The sequence below is a fragment of the Wandonia haliotis genome (genome assembly GCF_039523435.1).
Classification (GTDB): Bacteria; Bacteroidota; Bacteroidia; order Flavobacteriales_D; family Crocinitomicaceae; genus Wandonia; species Wandonia haliotis.
Genome location: NZ_BAAAFH010000011.1, coordinates 413,474 through 439,520 on the forward strand (window position 1 = coordinate 413,474; position 26,047 = coordinate 439,520).

Below are 26,047 nucleotides of genomic sequence, written 5' to 3' on the forward strand. Positions count from 1 at the left end.
ATAGGATAAGTTTAAAGAGCGTACGGAAATTGATTTCGTACGCTTTTTTTCCAGTCGCAATTTCTGGCACGATTTTTATGCGATATTTGCAATGAAAACCGGAATAGTATGAAAAAATTGATCTCTGGACTTGTTTTTGCATTTGCTATAAGTACAGGAATAGCACAAAATTTATCAGTCAGCATCGAAGATATCGATGTAAAAGAAGGGTATTTCTTTATTGCTGTTTTTGATTCTCAGGAGGCTTTTGATAAAAAGGAAACACCACATAAGAAAAGAATCAACGCTTCTGAAATTCACAAACCGATTATATTCAAAGGACTCCCAAAAGGCAAATACGCTGTTTCCGTTTTTTATGACACCAACAATAACAAACAACTGGATCTGAAAGCATCCGGGATTCCAAATGAACCTTTCGGTCTTTCGAACAACCCGGGTCTGGGCAAGCCCCGATTTGAGAAGATCAGTTTTCCTTTTGAAAAAGATCAGCATCTGGTGATCAAAATGCGGACAACAAAACCTGCAAATTAATTAACCATCATTCCACTTCTGAATACCATTATTTCTGACTATATTTGTTAGAAACCGTAAAAGATAGATTATGTCACCTGCATTAATTGGAATTATCCTAGTTGTCGTTTTGGTTGTGTGGATTGTTGCGATCTACAACACGCTTGTACGATTGAAAAATAATCGAGAAAATGCTTTCGCTGATATTGATGTGCAACTCAAACAACGTCATGATCTTGTTCCGCAATTAGTTGGAGCGGTAAAAGGATATATGGAGCATGAAAGAGAAACACTTGATTCAGTTACCAGAGCGCGCCAACGGGCTATTTCTGCGACATCCATTAACGATAAAATCGTTGCGGAAAAAGAATTGGCAGGAGCATTAAGCGGATTGAATATTCAACTGGAAGCTTATCCGGATTTAAAAGCAAATCAAAACTTCCTTCAGTTACAGAATGAATTGTCTGACATTGAAAATAAGTTGGCAGCGGTACGTCGTTTCTTCAATTCAGCAACTAAAGAATTGAATATCTCCGTTCAAAAGTTCCCGAATGTACTCTTTGCCGGAATGTTTGGTTTCAAAGAAGAACCTATGTTTGATTTAGGTGCCGTGCAACGCGAAGAACTGGATAAAGCTCCCGAAATAAAGTTTTAATCTTCTGATTCACGTATTCTGACACAAACAATGAAGTATACAGGTCTTCAGTCTCAAATTACAGCCAATAACAGGAAATCTGTTCTTTTGTTGGTCGCGTTTCCTTTACTCATATTTGCAGCTGTATATGCCATACTTTTCTTCATCTCCTTTGATGAAGAAGGAAACCCTAATCCTCAGGCAGCTCTTGACTTATTTGTCGATACAATTCCTTTTGTTTTAGCCGGAGTACTGATTTGGTTTCTTATTGCCTACTTCGGTCATTCAAAAATGATTGATCTGGCAACGGGAGCGCATACGCTTGAAAGAAAAGAAAACATGAGGGTTTATAACCTGACTGAAAACCTGTGTATGTCCGTCGGGATGAAAATGCCGCGACTGCATATTATTGAAAGTAACGCATTAAATGCTTTCGCAAGCGGCTTAAGCGAAAAAAACTATACCGTTACTCTTACCCGCGGGATTATTGAAGCATTAAACGATGAAGAACTGGAAGGAGTAATTGCTCATGAGTTAATGCACATCCGTAACCGGGATGTTCGGCTACTTGTTGTTTCTATTATTTTCGTCGGTATTTTCTCTCTTGTGGTTCAGATGGCTTTCAGAAGTGTATTGTATGGAGGTATGTCCGGTGGTTCCCGCAGAAAAGACGGAAAAGACGGCGGAGCTGTTCTCTTAATTATTCTGGTCGTTTCACTTGTCGCCTGGTTATTATCTTTATTATTCAAATTTGCGTTGAGTCGAAAACGGGAATACCTGGCTGATGCAGGAGCTGCACAAATGACCCGAAAACCAATGGCTTTGGCCTCTGCGCTACGAAAGATTTCAGGTAATCATCATGTAGATTCCGTAAAAAGTGAAGATGTTCAACAGATGTTTATTGAAAATGCTCCTGAAGATACTTCTGCCGGATTTTTTGGTGGTTTAGGAGGACTTTTCTCTACACATCCCCCTATAAAAAAACGAATTCAATTACTAGAACAATTTTAAATTCTCATTAGTTATGCCAATTGTTTCTCCTTCCGTACTTTCTTGTGATTTTGCCAATATTCAACGCGATGTTGAAATGATTAACCAAAGTGAAGCCGACTGGTTTCATATTGATGTCATGGACGGTGTATTTGTTCCGAATATCTCCTTTGGATTTCCGGTTTTGGAAGCGATAAAAAAACATGCTACAAAACCAATGGATGTACATCTTATGATTCAGAATCCGGATCAGTATGTCAGCGACTTCAAACGATCAGGAGCTGATATATTGACTGTTCACTATGAAGCCTGTACACATCTTCACAGAACCGTTCAACATATAAAATCAGAGGGAATGAAGGCAGGAGTTGCTTTGAATCCACACACAAGCATAGAACTTCTGGATGATATTATCGAAGATCTGGACCTCGTTCTTGTTATGTCAGTTAATCCGGGCTTCGGAGGGCAGAAATTCATTAAAAATGCTGTCTATAAAGTGGAGCAGGTTAAAAACCTTATTCATAAACGAGGATCAAAAGCTGTCGTAGAAGTAGACGGAGGTGTTAACCTTTCGACAGGTAAAGAACTTGTTATGGCAGGTGCAGATGCTCTTGTGGCCGGAAGTTTTGTATTCAATTCCGAAGATCCTGTACGTACGATTGCACAACTGAAAGAGCTGTAATATATGCATTCAGATTGGCTGGAAGACAAGTTTCGTTTTGATTTTGAAGCGAACGCTGCCTGGACGGATTTTCTTTCGAATGTTATAGATGATCCTAAACCTGAAATTGTACGCATTATTAGTCATATTCTTAATGTACATCACCTTTGGATCAGAAGAATAAAAGATATGCCTGTAGAATCGGGTGATTGGGACACATTTGAACCTCGCCATTTTTCACGTCTCAATTATCAGAATTTTCAGGAGACTATTGATTTACTTTCTGAGAATGGAGAAGATCGAATTATTACATACATAAACAGTGATAACGAGGACATGGAGAAAAGTATGTATGATATACTCTATCATATTCTTCAGCATAGCGCACATCACAGAGGGCAGGTAGCTTTATTATGTAGTAAGGAAGGATATGAAAATCGTCCGGAAGTCAATTATATCAGTTGGTCAGACACCAAAAACGTATAGAATATTTTTCACTTATTTTTTCTTCTTGCTTTTCTTTTTCTTGCTCTTTTTACCCGGAAGCGCATCATCTTCATCTCCTTCACCTTCCTGAGGAGTTCCTTCAGTCAAACGCCCATACTCATCATACTTTCTGAAATCAATGAGTTCATCCTTCTCATAGATAAACTCAGACATTAATTTCCCGTTAGGATAATACTCAACAAAAGCACCTTCTTTTCGACCTTTCTTATAACTTTCCCGTTTCTGAATATCACCATTAACAAAGAAAGTAGTGAACTCACCATCTTTCAGATCTTTCGAATAATTCTCAACAAGTAATACCGCTCCGTTGTTATAGAAATACTCTTGTTTGCCTTCTTTACTTCCATTTTTAAAATTCAGGCGTTTGGAAATTTTTCCATCCGGGAAATACGAGATAAAAGAACCATCTAAAACACCTTCCTTATAATGTACTTCTTCTTTTACCTTAGACCCCGCATAAAACGAAGTCTTTTTTCCGTGCAATAAACCATTCTGATAAAACTCCCACAAAGTTGTATCTCCTCCTGAGCCAAAATAAATGTGTTCGCCACTCTTTTCTCCCGCCATATAATTCATAACCCAGGCTCTTCTCGCTGTACTGTCATAATAATATGTCCATGCCCCATCTTCTTTTCCAATAGCATGGCTTCTGATTACGCGAATACACCCGGACTCGTAGTAAGTTGTATCTATACCATCCTCTTTTCCATTCAGAAAGCGAATTCGATGTTCTCTGAGTCCATTATTATGACAAGTTTCACATTCCCCGGTATACGGACTCCCTGATCCCCTGCTAAAAAACACATCAAGATTTTCATCGTATTCCAACTTACTATTACAGTCAACAACTCCGACAAGATTACCACACTCCCACTCTACAAATCTTTGTTTTGCTCTCTTTTCCGATTTCGCATAACAAGGTTCTCCTGTTTGAGAAGAAAACTGAGCCTGCGCGTGCAAATTCACCAAAAACACAAAAGAAAGTAACACCAAAGAGTATTTCATAATCTACTTAATAAATCGTTCAAAAGCTTTTCGGAATTCGGGATATACCTGAACAGACGTTTTTGCTGTATAATCAAAACAAACCAGTAGAGATTCTCCTTTACACTTAATTTTATCCCCTACACGCAATACATAAGACAAAACGAAACTGGTATTTCCAATAGTTTCCGGTCTTACTTCCACATCAATCATATCGGTAAGAAAAACAGGCTCCAGATATTCTATTTCATTTTTTCGCAGAACGATCCCTTTATTTTCCCAATCCCATTTGGTACCAAGTTCATTACTCAAAAAGTGCATACGGGCAGTTTCGAAATAATTCAGATAAATGGCATTATTAACATGTCCCATCATATCTACATCACTAAAACGAGCCTGAATCCTTAAAATATTACTCATAACGTTTAATTATACGCTAACAATATACTTAGAATTATAGAAAAACCAAGATTTAGTTTTTATCGAGTTTTTGATATACCGAATTGTTACTGATAAACTCCGGAACAATAGCCTTCATAGCAGCAACAATTTCTTCGTTATCCTGTTTATCGAATTTAGCAATCAATCCATTTATACTCTCCCGGATATCATCATTTACTTCCCGAACCCGGGCAATAAGTATCTTCTTGTTATGCGTAGGCAAAGTGTTCTCTTCTGTTGCCAAAAGCTCCTCATATAGCTTCTCACCCGGACGAAGCCCCGTTATTCTAATATCAATATCTTTCCCTTCTTCCAGTCCGGATAATTTTATCATTTTTCGGGCCAGATCAATAATTCGAACAGATTCTCCCATATCAAAGACAAAAACCTCTCCCCCATTCCCCATCGCTCCGGCTTCAAGAACTAACTGACAAGCTTCAGGTATCGTCATAAAATAACGTGTGATACGTTCGTCTGTAACAGTAATTGGACCACCTTTCTCTATTTGTCTTCTGAACAAAGGGATTACAGAACCATTTGAACCTAAAACATTACCAAAACGGGTGGTAATAAATTTAGTCGCATTTTGTTTGTTAGCAAGTTGTGCATACATCTCTGCAATACGTTTCGATGCTCCCATAACATTCGTCGGGTTTACAGCTTTGTCCGTGGAGATCATAACAAACTTATCAACCCCATATTCAATAGCCAGATCCACCAGTATTTTTGTCCCTTTCACATTCGCTAAAATAGCTTCAGAGGGATTATCCTCCATCAGAGGCACATGTTTGTAGGCAGCAGCGTGAAACACATATTGAGGGTGGAAAGTTTCGAACACTTTTCGCATACGATGAACACTTCTTACATCTCCGATTACCACTTCCAGATTATCACCCAATCCCTGATTCTGAAGCTCGACGTGCAAATCATATAATCCTGATTCAGCCTGATCCAGTAAACAAATCTTTTTGGGATTATATTGCACAATCTCCCGAACCAAACCACTTCCGATAGACCCCGCAGCTCCCGTAACAAGAATTGTTTTCCCATTCAGTTCTTTTGAGATCCGGCAACTATCTAAATGAATTTCCTCTCTCCCTAAAAGATCTTCAATTTTAACTTTACGAATATTTTTGACAGAGAATTCGCCATTAATCCAGCTTTTTGCAGAAGGAACATTCATAACTTCTACTCCTGCCTCCAAACAAACATCTACTACTTTATTCTTGTTTACTTTAACCGGGTTTTGAATAGCGATGATAAGCTTCTGAACGTCATGTTCTTTTATCATCTCCTGTAGTTCGTCCGTATGATGAATCGTAATTCCTTCCAGCCTTGTGTTTTTCAATTTTTTATTATCATCAACAAAAGCAACAATATTATAAGTGAGTCGGGCATCTTTTTCTATCGTACGTTTTGTGATCAGCCCTGATACCCCTGCTCCATAAATAATAACATTCTCAGCATTTTTCACCTTTCTTTTAGCTGACTCAAGGTATAGTAATTTAATTGAGAACCGGAAAAAAACCATTAAACTGAAAGAAGCCAGATACTCAACAATAATAATTGATATCGGCAGGAAATTTCGTTCGTCAAAGAAGTGAAATCGTATCGGAGATAAGACAAAAAATATTATTGTAGAAGTTGTTACGGCAAAAAAGACACGTTTAAGATCTTGAGTAGACGTATGCCGAACCAGTCCCATGTGTGTACGAAACAACATAAAGACGATCAATTTGACCACCAGGTACATAGGAAGAGCATACATCAAACTGCTCATTTCTTTCCTGAACACCTCACCTGAAATTTCAATATCAAACCGAACCAGATAGGCAATAAAAAGAGCAAATAATGAGATAACACAATCCATGAGTAAAACTACCCACCTTGGCACATTGGATTCTGGTAAAAACTTCATTCGTGTAGCTGCAATTGAATTTTGTGTACGTATCGCAAAAATAGGCGAATTGGATCAATAACATTCATCTTTTAACGATATTTAGAAAAAGAATTCCCGTTTCATCAAAACCTACTTTACCAAATCGGTAAAAGAAATCTCCTTTCATAGTGCAAAATATGTACATTTGTGCCCAAACGAAATCATTATGAAAAATACTGCACTGACAAGCGTACATACTGAATTGGGAGCTAAAATGGTTCCTTTTGCAGGTTTCAATATGCCGGTTCAATACGAAGGAGTAAATGTAGAACATGAAACCGTTCGAAACGGAATCGGAGTGTTTGATGTTTCTCACATGGGAGAATTCCTGCTTACAGGACCAAAAGCTTTGGATTTACTACAGAAAGTTTGTAGTAATGATGCATCTACTCTTACGATAAGTAAAGCTCAATATTCCTGTCTGCCTAATGATAAAGGAGGAATTGTAGACGACCTTATTATATATAAAATAAAAGAAGAACAATATTTACTGGTAGTAAATGCTTCGAATATAGAAAAGGATTGGAACTGGATTTCTTCTCATAACAGCGATGGAGTTGAAATGCGAAATCTTTCGGATGATTATTCTCTGCTTGCCATTCAAGGACCAAAAGCAGTTGAGGCCATGCAAAGCCTAACTTCAGTTGACTTGTCAGCTATTAAATATTACCATTTTGAAGTAGCTGATTTCGCAGGAATTGAACATGTTATTATCTCAGCGACCGGTTACACAGGATCCGGAGGTTTTGAGATTTACTGTAAAAACAGTGAAGTAAAACAAATCTGGGATAAAGTATTTGAAGCAGGAAAAGAGTTTGGTATTAAACCTATTGGTCTTGCTGCCAGGGATACACTACGTCTTGAAATGGGGTTCTGTTTATACGGAAACGATATTGACGACACCACCTCTCCTTTAGAAGCAGGATTGGGTTGGATAACTAAGTTCAACAAAGACTTTGTTAATTCTGAAAACCTCAAAAAACAAAAAGAAGAAGGAATAAGCCAAAAATTAGTCGGTTTTGAAATGGTTGATAAAGGAATTCCTCGTCATGATTACGAAATTGCTGATGAATCCGGAACTGTGATAGGAAAAGTAACATCAGGAACCATGTCTCCTTCTTTGAAGAAAGCAATCGGACTGGGTTATGTACCTGTTGAAAAAAGCACAGAAGGAACAGAAATCTATATCGTTGTTCGCGGAAAGCTAGTAAAAGCACAGGTTGTTAAACCTCCGTTTTATAAAAAGTGATTTTTCACAAACTGTTTGAATATCAAAAAGGCGGTAGATCTACCGCCTTTTCTTTTTTAGCTCTAAAAACCAATCAATAAACTACAAAACAACTACTTAACCACACAAACAGCTTGTTTTTGTTATATTTCTAAAGATTTGAACAATAAAGTCTGAAAAAATTAACATTAAGTTCTTCATTTTTTTGTTTGTCCATTCATCAGATATTGTAGTTTTGCCTTGTTTTTGGAAGTAATAATTTGTTAACTTTAGATTAACCGTTCTTTGAGTTCTGTTTTTTACGATTTATAAATGGAATTATACTGACTCCGGGTATTTCGCTTGTAGTTTTACTTTATTTCCTTTTATTGATTCGATAAAGTAAAACAGTTGGTTTGCTCTCAAAAACTTATTTTTTTGTGAAATTGCACGGATAATTAATCAACGTGTTGTTGGTTTACCGTAAAATTAGTTTATTTGAACATTATCAATAAACCAGATATGATAACTGAAGAAAAAAAGAAACCCGGGATGTATGAAAGCGTCCAGAAACAGTTCGACAGAGCTGCGGATATCATGGGATTAGACAACAATATTCGTAGAATATTATCTACTACGAATACAGAGATCATCGTTCACTTTCCGGTAAAAATGGATGATGGTAGTGTAGAAATATTTACCGGTTACCGCGTTCAGCACAATAATGCATTAGGCCCCTATAAAGGAGGTCTGCGTTACCACCCTGAGGTGGATATTAACGCTGCTAAAGCACTAGCTACCTGGATGACATGGAAGACGTCACTTGCAGGACTTCCCTATGGTGGAGGTAAAGGAGGAGTTCAACTGAACCCAAAACAATACTCTCAAGCCGAACTGGAAAGAATTACAAGACGATTTACGTATGCTCTTGGAGACAATATCGGACCGGAATATGATATTCCTGCACCTGATGTGAATACCAACGCACAAATGATGGCCTGGATTGCAGATACGTATATGTCTACAAAAGCTCCTTCTGAGCGTTCCAAGTACATGCACGTTGTAACTGGAAAACCTGTTGGTTCAGGTGGACTTGAAGGTCGTGACCGATCTACAGGATTTGGCGTTGTTGTAACCATTCGCGAATGGGCAAAACTGCGTAACATATCTCTTGAAGGGAAAAAATATATTGTTCAGGGATTTGGTAATGTTGGGCAATGGGCTTCTGTTTTCATGAAAGAAAGCGGTGCTATTCTTGTTGGTGTTCAGGATGCTACAGGTACTATTTATAATGAAAATGGTATTGATCCGGAAGCATTGATCACATATACGGCAGGAAATAACGGTGGAGTTAAGGATTTCCCTCATGCACCTGAAGTCGATGGTTCTGATTTCTTCGCTTTTGACTGTGATATCGTTATTCCTGCAGCGCTAGGAAACCAGATCACAGAAGAAAATGCACCTCGTATCAAAGCTCAATTGATAGCAGAAGGAGCAAACGGACCAACAACTCCTGAAGCAGATGTTATCCTGAATGAAAAAGGAATTGATCTTATTCCTGATATCCTGTGTAATTCAGGAGGTGTAATCGGTTCGTACTACGAATGGTTACAAAACCGAAACGGAGAAATCTGGACATTAGAAGATGTGATCGGAAGACTACAACAAAAACTTGAAATTTCATTTGCAAGTGTTGTTAAAGTTGCTGAAGAACACAATACAGACTGGAGAACTGCAGCGTATATCCAGGCAATTAAACGAATCGAATTAGCATACAAACAAAGAGGAGTTTTCCCTTAATGTAAGGAAATGCAATCTATAGGAATTCTGAAAGAACAGAATGGAGACCCACGCGTTTGCGTGGGTCCCATGACTGTTGGTAAAATCATCAAGGATCTGGGTTTTACCGTCTATACTGAACAAAGTGCCGGAAGTCAATCCGGATTTTCTGACGAAGATTATATTAGTGCAGGTGCCACAGTGCATGAGAGGAATGAGGTGATAAATAAGGCAGATATACTCTTGTTTATAAATCATTTCAGACTCCCCCACTTGGATGCTTCAAAAACATTTATAGGTATTGTAAATCCCTTGTTTCATTATAATCACCTGATGGATTATATGAAACCAGAGATCAATTTATTTAGTCTCGACCTGTTACCGCGTACCACGAAAGCTCAATCGATGGATGTACTATCTTCCATGGCTTCTCTTTCCGGGTACAAAGCTGTAATTAAGGCCGCTGAAGTAAGTAATACGGTAATGCCTATGTTTACAACTGCTGCAGGAACTATCCGTCCTGCTAAAGTTTTAGTTTTGGGAGCTGGAGTAGCTGGTCTTCAGGCGATTGCTACAGCTAAAAGACTAGGTGCTGTAGTAGAAGCTTTTGACGTTCGTAAAGCTGCGGGAGAAGAAGTCCGAAGCCTTGGAGCTAAATTCATCGAAGTAGAAGGAGCTACTGAAAATAAGGATGCGGGAGGTTATGCTGTAGAACAGTCTGAAGACTATTTGCAGAAGCAACGTGAGCTAATTCATAAACACGTTTCTGAAGCTACAATCGTGATCGCTACTGCGAATATTCCAGGAAAAAAAGCCCCCCTACTCGTTCGCACTGAAAGTGTTGAAAAGATGAAGTTTGGTTCTGTTATTGTCGATCTGGCTTCGGAACAGGGAGGAAACTGTGAGTTATCTCAGGATGAGAAAATAATCAATCACAAAGGCGTAAAAATTGTCGGAAGCTCTTTTCTTGCACGAGAAATTCCAGCTACATCCAGTCAAATGCTGTCCGGAAATTTCTTTAATTTCCTCAAACACTTCAAGTTAATTGAAGAGGGGGAAGTTCAGAATGATCCGATTGTTGATGGTGCATTGGTTGTGAAAGAAGGAAAGCTGGTCAATGAACGTGTAAAAAGCTTTCTCATATAATTGTCATTCATCTAAAATCTAATAAAAATGCTTGAATTCTTCAATGAAAATCAAGAGATGATTTATTTCCTCATTTTATGTACTTTTCTGGGAATAGAAATCATAGCGAATGTACCGGCAATTCTGCATACTCCACTAATGTCCGGAGCTAATGCAATTTCGGGAGTTATTCTTGTGGGAGCCATTATCATTATGCAGAAAATCGACCCACAGGATTATGTTAGTCTTACCATCGGTACAATTTCCGTTTTTCTGGGCACACTCAATATTGCAGGGGGATTCTTTGTAACCGGAAGAATGCTTTCCATGTTCGGAAATAAAAAGAAGAAATAAACGAAACATCATTTAAGAAAAAACAAACATGATAGCTCTAGTAAATATTAGTTACCTGATTGCTATGTTGTCTTTTATTCTGGGACTAAAGTTTCTTTCTTCTCCCTCAAAAGCAAAACATGGTAATATTCTGGCAGGAACCGGAATGGTTCTGGCTGTTATTGTCACTTTAATCAGTCAGTTTTTTGGTTTTTCAGTAAGCATCAATCTACTATTAATTCTCTTAGCGATTGTCACAGGAACGATAGTAGGAAAACGTATGTCTGATCGTGTTGAAATGACAGCAATGCCTCAACTGGTATCTCTTTTCAATGCAATGGGAGGTGGATGTGCGATGCTTCTTGGAATTATGGAAGCACGGCTAGGAACTCCCCCCTCCTCTGCCAGCCTGATTCTTTTATGGTCCGGTTTAATTATTGGTGCAGCTTCCTTCTCGGGAAGTGTTATAGCCTACCGAAAACTGGCTGGGAAGCAAAAAGACAAGCGTACACGTATGATTATGTACGTTTCAAGAATTCTTTTAGTAAGTTTTCTCGTAATTCCTGGTCTATATCTTACAAATCTGCTACCATTAGGTCTCGTTTCAGTAACTCTTATTCTTTCCTCCCTTGCGCTTGTGTACGGAATACTTTTCGTCTTACCGATCGGTGGAGCGGATATGCCGGTTGTAATTTCGCTGTTGAATTCACTAACTGGTATCGCAACAGCACTTGCAGGTATTCTTTATAACAATACGATTATGATTGCCGGAGGTATTTTTGTAGGCGCTGCCGGAATCCTTCTTACATTATTGATGTGCAATGCAATGAATCGTTCAATTTTTGCTGTTATCGGAGGTAAATTCAATGGTTCTGGAGTCTCATCAGGAGATGAGGAAGAAATAGAAATCAAAGCAACAAGTATTGGTGAAACAGCTACTAAACTTGCGTTTGCTCAGAAAGTAGCGATTGTTCCCGGATATGGATTAGCCGTGGCACAGGCTCAACACCTATGCAGTCAATTACAGGCAATTCTTGAAGAAAAAGATACGGAAGTGCATTATATCATTCACCCTGTTGCAGGAAGGATGCCCGGACACATGAATGTATTACTTGCAGAGGCAGATGTTCATTATGACAAGCTAAAAGAAATGGACCTTGTCAATGATGAAATGAACGAATACGACGTAACCATAGTTATAGGGGCCAATGATGTTGTCAATCCTGCCGCTGAACAGGATGAAAACAGTCCTATCTATGGCATGCCCATTATCAAAGCATATAATTCAAGAGAGGTTGTTGTAATAAAAAGAGGAATGAGCAAAGGATACGCCGGCGTAGAAAACAGATTGTTTGGTTATGATAACTGTCAGCTTCTTTTCTCTGACGCTAAAGTAGCATTGAGTGGACTTATTAACGAATTGAAAGTTCTCTAATAATAGATTCTAATCAAATAGAAACGGCTATCTGATTAATAGATAGCCGTTTTATTATTTACAATATTCTGGGAATAACTGCTTTTCTCTCTTTGGGGTATTCCTCTCCGAATTTCTCTTTATACCATTTATGATGGTCTAAAGTCCGCGGTAATAAATTCGCCCATGACCATATTGTAAATGATAAGGTTGGTAAACTTAAGGTCATTATCCCCCATCCGGTCCATTCAATCAGTTCTCCCATAATATTAGGTGAGGATACCCACTTAAAAAAACCTCCATAGGGAATTTTGTATCCTGTTTCTCCGGGTTTTCGAAGGTTTATCAATTTATAATCACTTGAAATATTAATATACATTCCTGTTAAAAAAACGACAATCCCACAAAGAAACCAGGGAGAAAGCAACCAACTTAGGTCATAAACTGCAAAATTCCCCAGAAAATAGCCATTTACAGGTCCGTTAACCAAATTGAAGAAAACAGCAGATGTCATTATAACAACCGGCATTTTCTTTTTCCCTGACCGAACCCTGAAAGGCCATATAAATGTCCTGTGTATGTAATGTGTCAAAAACAGTGTAAAAAAAATCCAGTGGACGGCATTTTTCTCGGCATTACCTGATAAAAAAAAGTAGGAAAACAAAAGAGGTGATGGTAACTCCATAAGTAACCAACCCCAACGGTTTTGTATCATTGGTCCAATAGGCTTACTGTGTCTTCCGTAAGGCGCGGTAACGAATAATGCCGCCGGAAAAACAACCAACGCGACACCTATCCAGATCCAAACGAAAAAATAAAACTGTTCTTCTTCCATAGTAGATTCTCTTTAGAAAAAGGTTAAAAGTATTATTTTTTCCGTAAACGATTCACGTTAAGTAACACAATAGAAAATATGATTAATCCTACTCCCCCCCATTGTACACTATTTATACGCTCGCCCAGAAATAGAAAAGCCATAGAAACTGAAACCGGAATCTCAAGAGAAACAATAATAGATCCTAACCCCATACCGGTTAAGGGCATCCCCTTATTCATTAATAGTGGTGGTAAAACCGTACCGAATACAGCTAATAATATTCCCCAAGGATAAAATACGCTCCAGGAAAAATCACCCATCAATACAGGTAATGCTGCGATAGTGACAACTGTAAACCCTCCGGTCATCATCCAGAAGCTACGTTTCTTATTGGATAATTCTAAACCAATCCTGTTACTTGTATACAGTGAAATTGTATAAGAAAGTGCTCCCAACATTCCCCAGGAAACACCCTGCCAACTGATCCCGTTTACATCTTTATATACCTCAGTTGCCAATAAAGTCCCGATAAGAACGAGTAAAACAGCAATAATCTTATTCGTTTCGGGGCGTTTCCGCTCAAGAATAGCCTCAAGAACCACTCCCATCCATACACTCTGCATTAGCAGTACGATACAAAGGGAAACCGGAATATAAAGAACGGCCCTGTAGTAAAACACTCCCGTAAAGCCCAAGGATGTACCAGCCAGTACCAACCATAGAACAGAATATTTACGAGGTATGTGATATTCCTGCTCTTTCTTTTTTTTCTGAATAAATGCTCGGAGAGCCATTCCTCCCAAAACAATCCAGCCAATACTATACTGAGCAAATGTGACCTCTTCTGTCGTATATCCCTCGTTGTATGCTAATTTTACGATTGTAGCCAAAATTCCGTAGCACAAAGACCCTAATGCTACGAAAACAATACCTCTAATGATCATTATTCTTCAGGACATATAAATTTAAACCCGATTCCATGCACGTTTGTAATAGCTACACGATCATCTCCTGAAAGATACTTCCGTAATTTGGTAATAAAAACATCCAGACTTCTTCCTACAAAGTAATCATCCTGTCCCCAAACACCATTCAGCACTAACTCGCGTGGTAAAACCTGATTTTTATATTTGCAAAGCATCGACAAAATCTCCGCTTCCTTCTTCGTTAACTTCTTTTGAAAATCAGTTGATTTTAATTCGTAATTTTCAGAATCAAATGTATACTGACCTATTTTATAAGTACTGGCATTCTCCTCTTCCTGAACGATATTAACTCGTTTTAGCAAAGCCTTAACTCGTACCATTAATTCTTCAGTACTGAAAGGTTTAGTAAGGTAATCATCACCTCCCGATTCGAACCCCTTCACCTTATCCTGTGTATCTGATTTTGCCGTCAAAAATAAAATCGGAATATCCTTATCAATTTTCCGAATGTCCTGCGCCAGAGAAAAGCCATCTTTTTTAGGCATCATTACATCAAAAATACACAGATGATAATTGCCATCGTTGAAGCGTTTAAACCCCTCAGCACCATCAGTTGCCAATGTGACATTATACTCATTGGAACGCAATTGATCCGCTACGACAAACCCCAGGTTCATGTCATCCTCAACCAACAAAATATTCGCTTTCATAGACATCAGTTTGTTTTGGTCATCGGCAAGTTAATCAAAAAAGTAGTACCCTGCCCAAAAACCGACCGGACACTGATCTTACCCTTGTGCGAATCAACAATCAATTTCACATAGTACAACCCTAGTCCAAAACCTTTTACATCATGAAGATCCCCTGTTGGTACCCGGAAAAATTTATCAAAAATCATTCGTAAATTTTCACGTCGAATCCCTATCCCGTTATCTGAAACTTCAATCAATATTGAATTGCCTGTATTACGTGTAGATATTGTAATCTGAGGTTTTCTTTCACAGTACTTAATTGCGTTATCAATCAGATTATGAATTACATTTCCGATATGTACTTCATCTGCTGTAATAACAGACTGATCTGCCTCCAGATTCAACTGGATCTCTCCCCCGTTTTCCAACTGGTTGATTTCAAATACCTCGCTTGCTTCCCGAATGAGTTCGTGCAAATCAAATTGTGAATATTTCAACTTCAACTCTTCTTTATCCAACTTGGCAACATTCAATACCCTTTCAACCTGGTTTTCCAATCGTTTGTTCTCCTTGTATATAATCCCGGCATATCGCTTTAGTCTTTCCGGATCATTGGCAAAACTTTCCCGCAGCAGTGTTTCACTTGAAAGAGCAATTGTCGAAATCGGAGTTTTCAACTCGTGGGTCATATTATTGATAAAGTCTGTCTTTATCTCCGACAATCGTTTCTGTTTGATAATTACAGATAGTGCGTATCCAAAAAATAAAAGAACAAAACCTATAATGGCAAACAGCGATATCCAGGGGGATGCATCCGAAGGTAAATCATCCATATTACTCATTTCCCGTTGGGGAAATACTACGGAAAAATAATGCCCGTCTTTATCCCACTTAATTTGCGGAGAAGTATAATGATTGGATGTGTCATCTTCCGGTTTAAAAAAATTGTCCTCCGAAAAGACAATTGTATTTGCATAAACAATACTATCGCTGAAACAATCATAAATTCCATATTGGAAATCTTCTTTTATCCCTCCGTCGTAAAACTCTCTTTTCAGAAGTTGTTCCAAAAAGTAAGGGTGTACCGTATCATTAATAGCAACCGTGAAATAGTTACTCATTTCCTGCTTTACAGCCCCGTACAGATCAGAAGAATCTTTGTACAAAGAAGAGATTTCGGAAACGACATTAGTCAAAGCTATATGTACACGCTCATTAAACTGACGATTACTGAGACTGTCTTCCCGCTGCTGTAATTCCTTTTTATTCTCCTGAATTATAATCGTTTTACGAATCCAGAATACCTGAATAAAAAGGATACTTAACAAGGAAAGTATCCCGATAAACAAAACCGTATTAATACTTCTGATTTTCATTTCAGCTTTTTTCGCGTGTGGATAGAAATTATTGCTGGTCTACCCAGGCCATAATTCCACCATCCAAATTGTACAGGTTATCAAACCCCTGAGACTCTAAAAAACCTATAACATTTGCGCTTCTTGCTCCTGAACGACAATGAACAACTACTTTTTTGTCTTTCGAAATTTCTCCCTGACGTTCCATAATTTCCCCCATAGGAATGTGATGAGCCCCCATATTTACTTCATCATATTCGTACTGTTCACGAACATCGATTAATTGGAAATCCTCTTTACTTTCCTGCATTGCCTTTAGCTCGGCTACGTTTACTGACTTCATCTGAATTTTTATTTTTTACAAAAATAATGCTTTTCAATAAAAACACTTCTCTTTTCGACCGGATGATAGACCTGAGATTAATCGGGTATTTATTGTAATTTTGCTAAAAAAGCAAAAAAATATGTTCGGTAACATGATGGAAAAGCTGCAGGAAATGCAAAATGCAGTTGAGGTTTCAAAAAAGAAGTTGGATGCTATTTCTGTCGAAGGAAAAGCAGAGTATATCACGATTGAAATGACGGGAAACAGACGTGTTAAAAATGTACGCATTGCTTCTGAAGCTCCTATTGACGCAGAAGAACTTGAAGATTTACTGACAATTGCTTTCAACAGAGCCCTTGAACAAGCCGATAAAATTAATGAAACAGAAATGGCTAACAGCGCCCGTGGAATAATTCCAGGGATGTAATATGGAGTGGATTACGGTCATATTGATCTCTTTTTCCGCCAGCTTATTAACCTTTTTCTCAGGATTTGGACTGGGAACTATATTAACACCGGTCTTTATTATTCTATTCAAAGACATTCCTCTTGCTATTGGCGCAACAGCTATTGTGCATATCACCAATACTATTTTCAAATTCGGACTAATGCGCAACGCAATCAACTGGCGTGTTGGTTGGAGTTTTGCACTGACGGCTTTTCTTGGCAGTATATCAGGAGCTTTTCTTCTTCAACAAATCAGCAATGTGGTATTGTTTTCAACTCCGTTTTTACATATCGAAATAAAATGGCTGAATCTCATTTTGGGAATGACTTTACTTTTCTTTACGCTACTTGAATTGTTCGACAGTCAACTATTGAAGAAAAATCCTCCCGGTCCTGTTACAGGAGGAATAATTACCGGAATTATGGCTGGACTGACAGGGCATCAGGGAGCCTTACGATCAGCCTTTTTACAGAAATACGGCTTTGCCAAAGAAACTTTTATTGCTACCGGTATTTTTATAGCCCTGATAACGGATGCTGGAAGAATCCCTGTATATCTATCCAGAATTGAACGTTCAACTATTTCTAAACACAGCCTGATTATCACACTAGCCATGCTGGCTGCTATTGCCGGAGCTCTTTTGGGAAAAAGACTTTTGAAAAAAATAACGCTGAGTTGGTTGAATCAAATGGTTTCCTATACTATTCTGATCTTTTCAGTTTGTCTAATACTCGGATGGCTATGACGAAAAAGGAGTTACGAAAATACTATAAAGCACAACGTGCCAACCTTTCCACTCAGGAAATTGAACAAGCAGGAGCTATTCTACGAGAGAAAATTCTGGAAAAAATCCCTCCTAAAAGTAATGTAGCCATCTTTCTTCCCATATCAAGTCATTCCGAATTGGATCTAACACCATTATTAACCAACACAGAGTACAATTGGTATGCATCCAGATCGGAATTTACGACCCGAACCATGGTATTCTACAAAATAGATTCAACTACGGAATTTGAAATAAATGAATGGAATATTCCCGAACCCCCGGAAAGCGGAAAAATTTCACCTTCCGAAATAGATGTTGTGGTGATACCTCTTTTAGTGTGTGATCTAAAAGGAAATCGTATCGGTTACGGGATGGGGTTTTATGACAATTTTTTAGCGCTATGCAAAGAAAGTTGTCTGAAATTAGGTGTCAACTACTTCCCTCCTGTCTCTTCAATAGCAGACGTTCGCAAAGATGATATACAACTAAATGTATTACTCACACCTGAAAAGGATTATATATTCTAAAATATGAACAAAGGAAATCAGGGTATATTTCACTTACTCACCATTCTTTTAATTCCGATAATTCTGGCGGTATTCTTTCTGGCTGAATCCATCATATTTGGAATACTATTATCAATCGCCTATGTAGTTCTGATCATATGGTTGTTAAAACAGGGTAACAAAAATTAACAGCCCGACAACCCTGTTGTTTCTCAATTTACTTATTTTTACCCCAAACACAAAAGATGCATCGTTTTTTCGTACCGGACATATTCAGTGACCAAAAAGTAATTATTCTACCCGAAGAAGAATCGAAACACGCTACAAAGGTTTTACGGCTAAAAGAAGGAGATACTATTGAGTTGATTAACGGAAAAGGCGATTTATTTACGTGCGAACTTATTCTGACCGGAAAACGTGCAGAAGTAAAAGTACTTCAACACCTGCATGAAACACCGGATAAACAAACGATACACATAGCCATTGCCCCGACAAAAAATATCGATCGTCTGGAATGGTTTCTTGAAAAAGCTACTGAAATTGGTGTTGACGAAGTGAGTTTATTACTCTGTGAGAATTCCGAAAGAAAAATTGTCAAAATGGAACGACTTGAAAAAATTCTTGTCAGTGCCACCAAACAAAGTAAGCGCTTATACAAACCAATCTTACATGACCTGCTTCCTTTCAAAACGTTTATAGAACAAATTGAAAACGGAGGTTTTATAGCTCATTGTGAAGAAAACAGGAATCGTACAGAACTCCGACAACAGTCTATTCCTGAAGATTTTCTGATATTGATTGGCCCTGAAGGAGATTTTTCTCCGGGAGAAATTGAACTGGCCCTTACAAAGAACTTCCAACCTGTTACGTTAGGAAAAAACAGGTTGCGTACAGAGACAGCCGGAGTTTATGTCGTATCTTTAGCAAAAATAGCAACAGCATGAAATCATTGATGATTTTAACAATATTGCTTCCCACCTGGTTTGGAAATGTCTTTGCTCAAAAAGGGACGTATCAGGTTGGTGTATTAAAATACAGTGGCGGTGGAGATTATTATGCCAATCCGACCAGTCTCCCTAATCTGGTGGATTACGCCAACAAAAAAATGGCAGCAGGAATCGACGAAGAGACACCTTATGTTGAAGTCGGATCTCCCCAATTGTTTTCATTTCCTTTTGTCCACATGACAGGACACGGAAATGTTGTCTTTTCAGCCAATGATGTTTCCAATCTCAGAAACTATTTATTGGGAGGAGGATTTTTACACATCGACGACAACTATGGCATGGATCAATTCATCCGGCTTGAACTTCAAAAAGTATTTCCCGACAAACAACTGGTAGAATTGCCGGCATCACATGACTTGTTTCATGCTCCGTATGAATTTTCTTCCGGGTTACCTAAAATTCATGAACACGACAGCAAACCTGCTCAGGCATTTGCTTTATTTCACGAAGGAAGAATGATTCTACTCTATACGTACGAAACAGACCTCGGAGATGGGTGGGAAGACGAGCCTGTACATAACAATCCCCCTGAGACCAGAGAAAGAGCTCTTAAAATGGGGACGAATATTCTTTACCACGCATTAGTGAAAGGAGGGTATGAAGATGAAAAATAAACTTTCATTATGTCTTCTCTTGCTGAATTTTGTGTGGATATCATTGTCTGCATCATCCCAATCGGAAGCCAGTTTTCCAAAGAAAGAGTCACGTCCGTATTTTAAACTTCTTCCTTATCCGAGAGGCTTTGAAAAAGATTCACTGGAGCACATGATGTCCTATCTACTGGAAAAACCTGGTAAACACTGGGACAGGAAGGATTCGTTGCAATACATGTACACGTTAATCGGCTCAAGTAATTATGATCTTGCTTACAAAATATTTGAGCAGCAAAGTCCTCTTGAAAACCTGACAGAAGATCAGTTTCATATTATTCAACATATGCTTCTGTACAAGTACAGGTATAAGGAGTATCATGAATGGCTAAAACTGGAAGAAGCTTATTTTCCATATACAAAAAAACAGATTGAAATCCGAAGCAGAATAGCAGAAGTCAACCGAAAACAGGTTGATCGGGTTTGGTCTTTGAAAGATTCTGTTCTTTTCCCTGAATTACTGGACCCCCGATGGAAGTCCTATAAAAAAGGTGGTCAGGAATATCTGAGTATATTAGTTCCGCTACTTCGGGAGTATGATGATGCTTTACGTGACGAAACAAAGTACGAGAGTGCTTCCAATCGCGCTCTTTCCCTCGCTTTTTATGAATTTGGAAAATTCCTAAAAAAGCATGTGAGTCTTTCAGATGCTTATATTGCCTATTCTATTTCCAGATATTACGATAAGTACAATAACGACGTTGCTGTTGACCTCCGCGCAATCAAAAATGAAATGAATAAACGTAATTACATCTTCCCCTCTATTCGCGAAATTTTTCCGAAGCAGAGAAAAGGAATTTTTAATTACAAAAAGATCATGGAGAAAAGAAAAGCACAACAAGACTCTACTCTTCATGCTGATTATCCGCCCTTAAAAATTGATCCGGATAAACTGGAAGACCCGGTCGTAAAAGGACTTTGGGATGAATTCATTCTGATCGGTGGATTAGTACTGATCCTGATTTGTGTTCTCGTTTTTATTCGAATTGATAAAAAAAGAAAAGAATAAAATCTAATTATACCTTAACTGCAAGAAAGACCCGTTTTGCATTAGAATTGTATCAGCACCTTGCACATATTTCACTCTGAATAACCCTGAAAAATGATTTTCAGTTTCTTCAAGATTCGTAACAATTACATGTGACTCCTCAGATAAATAAGTATTGTAAAAGTCCCCATTGTACTCAAGTTTTGTATGTGTACCGTCAACCAGTGGCCAAATCGTATCAGAAGTCATTTCAAAGTGAATCGAAAATTCTATTGAATCATTTACACCTGAGATAATAGCTTCATCACCATTCATAACAACATAAGGATGAAGGAAAGAGACTTCCCGACCATGGAATGTAGCAACCAATTGATTCGCTAACGGTTGCTCACAGGGAGCACAAGGACCTCCGCAATCGGCACCCGTTTCTCCGTTATTCATAAAACCATCCGAACAGTTTCCCGTCTTTTTCTCTTCTTCTTTTTCACAGGAAAGGAAAACACTTCCGGCAAGCAATAAAACAGCAAATAATCCTAACTTTGTCATTACACAAAGATACATATTTATTTTTTTGGATTCGGAACACACATACAAGACAATACAAGCTCCTTCGGAAGCTATTTACAAGGAAAAAGGGTCTAAATTTCTGGCTTTTGCAGTACCCTGTACAACAGAAGAACAAATCAAAGAACAACTGGAAGTCTGGAGAAAAAGTCATTCACAGGCAAATCACGTTTGTTATGCGTACAAACTTGGATTCAAGGGGGAACAATACCGGGCAAATGATGACGGAGAACCTTCTAATTCTGCCGGTCAACCAATTCTGGGTCAGCTATCTTCCTTTGAAGTAACCAATGTTCTCATTGGAGTTGTCCGGTATTTTGGCGGAACGAAACTGGGAGTCGGAGGACTGATTCATGCTTACCGTACTTCTGCTAAAGAAGCTCTTGAAAACGCAACCATTGAAACACGTTCTATCCAACAGATTCTTGAATTGCATTTCACGTATAAAGATATGCCCGCAGTCATGAATATTGTCAAACAGTCGGGAGCCAATGTCATGCGTCAGGATTTCGAGTTAGATTGTACACTAACGGTTGCTGTTTCTCCTTCAGATAAAGAAACTTTCTCAGAAAAATTTGAACTACTACAAAACGTAACAATAACAGATAAGGGATTAGCATAATGATGGATTTTGAATTATTAGAAAAACTGGTTGCCGTTCGGGGAACCTCTGGAGATGAAATTTCTATAAAAGAATTTCTGATTGATTATATTACTTCTCATCAATCTAATTGGAAACAGCAACCGGAAATTATCCAGGGAGAAGAATTTCAGGATGCAATTATACTTGTATTCGGACAACCTAAGACGGCTATTTTTGCCCATATAGATACAATTGGTTTTATGACAGGTTATGATAAAAACCTGATTAAAATTGGTGGTCCCAGAATAATAGACGGTATTCAGCTGGTCGGAAGTGATAGTCAGGGTGAAATAGAAACGGAATTACTCGTAATCGAAGAAGAAGATGGAAGTTCACACATAAATTATGTGTATGACCGTGAAATAGACCGGGGAACTCCACTTTCTTTTAAACCTGACTTCAGACTTACGGATACACATGTACAAAGTCCATATATGGATAATCGCTTAGGTGTATGGGTTGCTCTGCAGGTAGCTAAAGAACTCGAAAACGGGATTATTGTATTTTCCACTTATGAAGAACATGGTGGTGGATCAGTTGGATTTCTGGGAAAATACATTTATGAAAAATATAATGTGAGACAAGCGCTCATTTCAGACATTACCTGGGTAACTGATGGTGTTCACCATGGAAAAGGTGTTGCAATCAGTATGCGCGACAGTGGAATTCCCAGAAGGAAATACCTGAACAGAATTATTGATATCGCAAAAACTTCGTCTGTTCCTTTTCAATTGGAGGTAGAATCTGCCGGAGGAAGTGACGGAACTATGCTTCAAAAAACAGATCTTCCCTTCGACTGGTGTTTCATTGGTGCCCCGGAGGACAATGTACACTCCCCTGACGAAAAAGTAGCTTTATCCGACATACAATCTATGATTGATTTATACCAACTATTAATGAAGAAATTATAATTTCGCTTCATGTCGGACAAGATCAAGAAATATTTTCTGGGCAGTATATTGTCAAAAACAGAAAGCCTTCACGAAGAATCCCGAATTACATTATTTTACAACCTTGTACTGACGGTCTTTTTTATGTCAGTACTGTCGGTTTTTATCTCTTTGATTATAGGAACCCTTCCCGTTATACTTCCTTCTTTGGGTCATACAGCTCTCTCTCTATTTGCACTATTTTCGCTACGGTGGTGTAAATCGGTAAAAAAACCTGCCCTGGTATATTTCTCAGCGTTGTACCTGCTGTTAATGGGAAACTTGTATTTCAATGATGCAACAGCTCATATCGGAACACCATTCTGGATTATTCTACTCAATATTTTTGTGATTTATACCCTTGGAATACGTTGGGGGATTGCTTTCCTTCTACTTTCAGCAATCGGGTTCATCTATTATCTCCACGCAATTCTTCCCCGGATAATGGATATATTACCCACTTTGTCCAGTGCAACCTATTCTTCTGTTTACTACGAAACTATTTTTGCCCTTTTTTTACTGGGCTATATTATTAATACAATTCTAAACAGTAGTAAAAAGTCCGACGAACTCCTGAAAAAACGAAACGAAGAATTAATTCGTCAAAATCAGGAAATTATTGACCGTGATATAGAGAAAACAGTGCTCCTCAAAGAAATTCATCACAGAGTCAAAAACAACCTTCAGGTCATTACGAGCCTGTTAAGACTCCAGATGAGAGAGTTAAAGCACGAAGAATCCATTTCTAAGTTTCGCGACAGTATCAACCGGGTATTAACCATGGCGTTGATTCATGAGAAGATTTACAAAAGTGAAGGGCTTTCTAAAGTCAATCTTGAAGAGTATTTCCGAGAATTATCTCAGGATCTCATCAAGTCTTACCAAATAGACTTTCAGGTTCAGTTAAATTACCTTTTTGAAGTCGAAAAAATCGGATTAAAATCGATTGTTCCGCTAGCTTTGATTTTTAACGAATTATTTTCAAACTCTCTAAAGCATGCCTTTGTTTCGTCAACACCTCCATTTCTGATTACTTTACAATTAAGAAATTCCGATAAAGGTTATTTTGAATTTACTTACTCAGATAACGGAAAGTGGAAACAGCCCGGAAGCGATTCTACATTTGGTTTGGAGCTGATTGATTCGCTAACGGATCAGCTTGAAGGAGAATTATCATTTCATTCTTCTCCGGAAACAGTCTATCGATTTAAAATTAAGCATCTTAAATCGTAATTTTTTCATTGAATTACGTTATACGTATATGAAATGTACAATCTTTATTTTTTTACTACTCTTTCCCTTGCTTCCTTTTGTTTCGTATACACAACAGGAACAGGAGCAAGAGTTATTACAATTGATCAACTACTGCCGAACAAATCCTGATGACTTTTCACAAAAAGTCGCTCTGCCCTATATAAAAGAAAAAGGATTAACTCATCTAAAGGAAGGTAAATCACTTATCCGTACACTTCTCAAAATAACTCCTTTATTACCTCTCCACATGACAGATGATCTGAATCAAATGGCTGAAGAGTACGCCTTGGAAATGGGTCGAAAAGGTTTTACAGGTCATCGGTCATTTACTTCCCGTTTTAAAAATAACAACGTAAAATATGACTTTACGGGTGAGAATTGTTCATACGGATACAATTCTGCATTGGATATTATAATGCAATTATTAATCGATGAAGGCATTCCCGATTACGGACATCGAAAAAACCTTCTAAGCAAAGACTTTCAATATACAGGCATATCCATTCAACCTCATAAAAAGAGTGAATGGACATGCGTTATCGAATTCGGAGGAATGTTAGGAGACTAAGCCCTTCCCAATCTGTTAAGCAGTTTTAAGTGCGCAAAAACAGCTCCCGCAAAAGTTCTGTGGTAATTGTACCTGTATCCATATTCTTCAGCCGTTTCCTTAACGATAACTGAAATTTTCGAATAATGAATGTGTGAAATATCAGGAAACAAATGGTGTTCTATCTGATGATTTAAACCTCCTACAAACCAGGTCAGAACTTTATTCCAGTTTTCAAAATTTGCTGTAGTAGACAACTGGTGAACTGCCCAACTACTTTCAGGATTATTGGTTTCGTGTGATTCAACCGTAATAAACTCTGCTTCAGGAACAACATGAGCACTCTGGAAAACAAAAGCTAGAATTGAACCTGCAACAAAATGAAGAATTAGAAAACCAATCATCCAATGCCACCAAACAACATCTGTAAATACAATCGGTACAACAATAACATAGAAAATATACACCAACTTGAAAATGACCAAACGCGTCATTTCCTTCTGCAAGTTTGTTTTCTGAGCTTGTAGCAAATTCATTTTATTGTACTTGACCAACTCTTTAAAGTTCTTCGCTGAGACCCATAACAAAGTCATTAATCCATAAAAGAACCAGGCATAAAATACCTGAAACTTATGTATTTTCTTCTTGGGAGCATTGGGTGAAAAACGAAGAAACCCCGGAGCGTCAATATCTTCATCCATTCCATGTACATTGGTAAAACTATGGTGAAGTACGTTGTGCTGAATTTTCCAGGTAAGACTACTCCCCCCCAAAAGCTCCATTGAGTACCCCATTAGTTTATTGATCCATCCTCTTTTTGCAAATGATCCGTGTACGGCATCATGCATAACCGAGAGACCAATAAAAGCCATTCCTGCCCCCATAGCTGCAGTTGCAAGAATAACCGGAACAAAACTTTGTATAACACCTGTAAGAACAAGTATATACGGCACAAAATATATTGCAAGAAGAACTGGTACCTTCAAAGATATTTTCCAGCTTCCTGTCTTGTCTTTTTCATTTTCTTTAAGATAAGTATTAACACGTCGGGTTAATTCTTTCGAGAACTCATCTCTTTTTGTCAATTTCAAATACTCCATACTACT

Annotated in this window: 30 protein-coding genes; 20 read left to right on the plus strand and 10 right to left on the minus strand. The window is 38.1% G+C overall.

What is annotated here, in order from left to right; genetic code table 11:
* Positions 1–108 precede the first annotated feature (108 nt).
* The 5 genes from ABDZ97_RS10040 to ABDZ97_RS10060 all read left to right on the plus strand — a co-directional run bounded on the left by ABDZ97_RS10040 (position 109) and on the right by ABDZ97_RS10060 (position 3,281).
* Positions 109–531, plus strand: coding sequence for a DUF2141 domain-containing protein (locus tag ABDZ97_RS10040; protein WP_343787158.1), 423 nt, complete (start codon positions 109–111; stop codon positions 529–531).
* Between the two features lie 70 nt (positions 532–601).
* The gene (locus tag ABDZ97_RS10045) at positions 602–1,165 is read left to right on the plus strand and encodes a LemA family protein (protein ID WP_343787160.1); all 564 of its coding nucleotides are present in this window, start codon (positions 602–604) and stop codon (positions 1,163–1,165) included.
* Between the two features lie 30 nt (positions 1,166–1,195).
* A complete protein-coding gene (locus ABDZ97_RS10050; RefSeq protein ID WP_343787162.1) occupies positions 1,196–2,155 on the plus strand; it encodes a M48 family metallopeptidase in 960 nt (319 codons plus the stop codon).
* Positions 2,156–2,168: 13 nt separating this feature from the next.
* On the plus strand, positions 2,169–2,816 hold the full coding sequence (gene rpe, locus ABDZ97_RS10055) for a ribulose-phosphate 3-epimerase (protein ID WP_343787164.1): 648 nt from the start codon (positions 2,169–2,171) through the stop codon (positions 2,814–2,816).
* 3 nt (positions 2,817–2,819) lie between these two features.
* On the plus strand, positions 2,820–3,281 hold the full coding sequence (locus ABDZ97_RS10060) for a DinB family protein (protein WP_343787166.1): 462 nt from the start codon (positions 2,820–2,822) through the stop codon (positions 3,279–3,281).
* Positions 3,282–3,293: 12 nt separating this feature from the next.
* Here the strand turns inward: ABDZ97_RS10060 and ABDZ97_RS10065 are convergent, their stop codons facing one another.
* From ABDZ97_RS10065 to ABDZ97_RS10075, 3 genes are read right to left on the minus strand one after another with little or no spacing between them, the layout of a single operon-like run.
* A complete protein-coding gene (locus ABDZ97_RS10065; protein WP_343787168.1) occupies positions 3,294–4,307 on the minus strand; it encodes a toxin-antitoxin system YwqK family antitoxin in 1,014 nt (337 codons plus the stop codon).
* Positions 4,308–4,310: 3 nt separating this feature from the next.
* Positions 4,311–4,706 (minus strand): acyl-CoA thioesterase, encoded by a 396-nt coding sequence (locus tag ABDZ97_RS10070; RefSeq protein WP_343787170.1) that lies wholly within the window; start codon positions 4,704–4,706, stop codon positions 4,311–4,313.
* A gap of 52 nt (positions 4,707–4,758) precedes the next feature.
* Positions 4,759–6,645, minus strand: a complete 1,887-nt coding sequence (locus tag ABDZ97_RS10075; RefSeq protein WP_343787172.1) for a polysaccharide biosynthesis protein — start codon at positions 6,643–6,645, stop codon at positions 4,759–4,761.
* Positions 6,646–6,832: 187 nt separating this feature from the next.
* Between ABDZ97_RS10075 and gcvT the strand changes: the two genes are divergently transcribed.
* The 5 genes from gcvT (at position 6,833) to ABDZ97_RS10100 (ending at position 12,545) form a co-directional block, all read left to right on the plus strand.
* Entirely contained in the window at positions 6,833–7,915 is a 1,083-nt protein-coding gene (gene gcvT / locus ABDZ97_RS10080; protein WP_343787174.1) for a glycine cleavage system aminomethyltransferase GcvT, read from the plus strand.
* Positions 7,916–8,395: 480 nt separating this feature from the next.
* Positions 8,396–9,673 (plus strand): Glu/Leu/Phe/Val family dehydrogenase, encoded by a 1,278-nt coding sequence (locus ABDZ97_RS10085; RefSeq protein ID WP_343787176.1) that lies wholly within the window; start codon positions 8,396–8,398, stop codon positions 9,671–9,673.
* 9 nt (positions 9,674–9,682) lie between these two features.
* Entirely contained in the window at positions 9,683–10,798 is a 1,116-nt protein-coding gene (locus ABDZ97_RS10090) for an NAD(P) transhydrogenase subunit alpha (RefSeq protein WP_343787178.1), read from the plus strand.
* A gap of 27 nt (positions 10,799–10,825) precedes the next feature.
* Positions 10,826–11,131, plus strand: coding sequence for an NAD(P) transhydrogenase subunit alpha part 2 (locus tag ABDZ97_RS10095; RefSeq protein WP_343787180.1), 306 nt, complete (start codon positions 10,826–10,828; stop codon positions 11,129–11,131).
* A 28-nt stretch (positions 11,132–11,159) separates the two neighbouring features.
* Positions 11,160–12,545, plus strand: coding sequence for an NAD(P)(+) transhydrogenase (Re/Si-specific) subunit beta (locus ABDZ97_RS10100; RefSeq protein ID WP_343787182.1), 1,386 nt, complete (start codon positions 11,160–11,162; stop codon positions 12,543–12,545).
* Positions 12,546–12,603: 58 nt separating this feature from the next.
* Here the strand turns inward: ABDZ97_RS10100 and ABDZ97_RS10105 are convergent, their stop codons facing one another.
* The 5 genes from ABDZ97_RS10105 to ABDZ97_RS10125 are packed head-to-tail and all read right to left on the minus strand — an operon-like array spanning position 12,604 to position 16,657.
* Entirely contained in the window at positions 12,604–13,359 is a 756-nt protein-coding gene (locus tag ABDZ97_RS10105) for a DUF1295 domain-containing protein (RefSeq protein ID WP_343787184.1), read from the minus strand.
* Between the two features lie 32 nt (positions 13,360–13,391).
* Positions 13,392–14,285, minus strand: a complete 894-nt coding sequence (locus tag ABDZ97_RS10110) for an EamA family transporter (protein WP_343787186.1) — start codon at positions 14,283–14,285, stop codon at positions 13,392–13,394.
* Positions 14,285–14,977, minus strand: a complete 693-nt coding sequence (locus ABDZ97_RS10115) for a response regulator transcription factor (RefSeq protein WP_343787188.1) — start codon at positions 14,975–14,977, stop codon at positions 14,285–14,287. Before ABDZ97_RS10115 ends, ABDZ97_RS10110 begins: the two co-directional genes overlap by 1 nt.
* 5 nt (positions 14,978–14,982) lie before the next feature.
* Entirely contained in the window at positions 14,983–16,335 is a 1,353-nt protein-coding gene (locus ABDZ97_RS10120) for a sensor histidine kinase (protein ID WP_343787190.1), read from the minus strand.
* Positions 16,336–16,363: 28 nt separating this feature from the next.
* Positions 16,364–16,657 (minus strand): rhodanese-like domain-containing protein, encoded by a 294-nt coding sequence (locus ABDZ97_RS10125; RefSeq protein ID WP_343787192.1) that lies wholly within the window; start codon positions 16,655–16,657, stop codon positions 16,364–16,366.
* Between the two features lie 133 nt (positions 16,658–16,790).
* On the opposite strand from ABDZ97_RS10125, the gene ABDZ97_RS10130 reads away from it, so the two are divergent.
* From ABDZ97_RS10130 to ABDZ97_RS10155, 6 genes are all read left to right on the plus strand, one after another.
* A complete protein-coding gene (locus tag ABDZ97_RS10130) occupies positions 16,791–17,066 on the plus strand; it encodes a YbaB/EbfC family nucleoid-associated protein (RefSeq protein WP_343787194.1) in 276 nt (91 codons plus the stop codon).
* A 1-nt stretch (position 17,067) separates the two neighbouring features.
* Positions 17,068–17,832, plus strand: coding sequence for a TSUP family transporter (locus ABDZ97_RS10135; RefSeq protein ID WP_343787195.1), 765 nt, complete (start codon positions 17,068–17,070; stop codon positions 17,830–17,832).
* Positions 17,829–18,380, plus strand: a complete 552-nt coding sequence (locus ABDZ97_RS10140) for a 5-formyltetrahydrofolate cyclo-ligase (protein WP_343787197.1) — start codon at positions 17,829–17,831, stop codon at positions 18,378–18,380. Before ABDZ97_RS10135 ends, ABDZ97_RS10140 begins: the two co-directional genes overlap by 4 nt.
* A 224-nt stretch (positions 18,381–18,604) precedes the next feature.
* The gene (locus ABDZ97_RS10145) at positions 18,605–19,303 is read left to right on the plus strand and encodes a 16S rRNA (uracil(1498)-N(3))-methyltransferase (protein ID WP_343787199.1); all 699 of its coding nucleotides are present in this window, start codon (positions 18,605–18,607) and stop codon (positions 19,301–19,303) included.
* Complete coding sequence (locus ABDZ97_RS10150) at positions 19,300–19,980, plus strand: DUF4159 domain-containing protein (protein WP_343787201.1); 681 nt, start codon at positions 19,300–19,302, stop codon at positions 19,978–19,980. Before ABDZ97_RS10145 ends, ABDZ97_RS10150 begins: the two co-directional genes overlap by 4 nt.
* Positions 19,970–21,025, plus strand: a complete 1,056-nt coding sequence (locus ABDZ97_RS10155; protein WP_343787203.1) for a hypothetical protein — start codon at positions 19,970–19,972, stop codon at positions 21,023–21,025. The genes ABDZ97_RS10150 and ABDZ97_RS10155 overlap by 11 nt, the downstream gene beginning before the upstream one ends.
* Before the next feature lie 3 nt (positions 21,026–21,028).
* On the opposite strand, the gene ABDZ97_RS10160 is transcribed toward ABDZ97_RS10155, so the two are convergent.
* Entirely contained in the window at positions 21,029–21,550 is a 522-nt protein-coding gene (locus ABDZ97_RS10160) for a hypothetical protein (protein WP_343787206.1), read from the minus strand.
* Positions 21,551–21,575: 25 nt separating this feature from the next.
* Between ABDZ97_RS10160 and ABDZ97_RS10165 the strand changes: the two genes are divergently transcribed.
* From ABDZ97_RS10165 to ABDZ97_RS10180, 4 genes are read left to right on the plus strand one after another with little or no spacing between them, the layout of a single operon-like run.
* Positions 21,576–22,190, plus strand: a complete 615-nt coding sequence (locus ABDZ97_RS10165; protein WP_343787208.1) for an IMPACT family protein — start codon at positions 21,576–21,578, stop codon at positions 22,188–22,190.
* The gene (locus ABDZ97_RS10170) at positions 22,190–23,122 is read left to right on the plus strand and encodes a M20/M25/M40 family metallo-hydrolase (protein WP_343787210.1); all 933 of its coding nucleotides are present in this window, start codon (positions 22,190–22,192) and stop codon (positions 23,120–23,122) included. Before ABDZ97_RS10165 ends, ABDZ97_RS10170 begins: the two co-directional genes overlap by 1 nt.
* Before the next feature lie 9 nt (positions 23,123–23,131).
* Positions 23,132–24,373: a sensor histidine kinase gene (locus ABDZ97_RS10175; protein WP_343787212.1), complete on the plus strand. Its 1,242-nt coding sequence runs from the start codon at positions 23,132–23,134 to the stop codon at positions 24,371–24,373.
* 28 nt (positions 24,374–24,401) lie between these two features.
* Positions 24,402–24,962: a CAP domain-containing protein gene (locus ABDZ97_RS10180; protein ID WP_343787215.1), complete on the plus strand. Its 561-nt coding sequence runs from the start codon at positions 24,402–24,404 to the stop codon at positions 24,960–24,962.
* Here ABDZ97_RS10180 and ABDZ97_RS10185 read toward each other — a convergent pair.
* Positions 24,959–26,041, minus strand: a complete 1,083-nt coding sequence (locus ABDZ97_RS10185; protein ID WP_343787217.1) for a fatty acid desaturase family protein — start codon at positions 26,039–26,041, stop codon at positions 24,959–24,961. The two genes, ABDZ97_RS10180 and ABDZ97_RS10185, sit on opposite strands and share 4 nt — an antisense overlap.
* Positions 26,042–26,047: the final 6 nt, after the last annotated feature.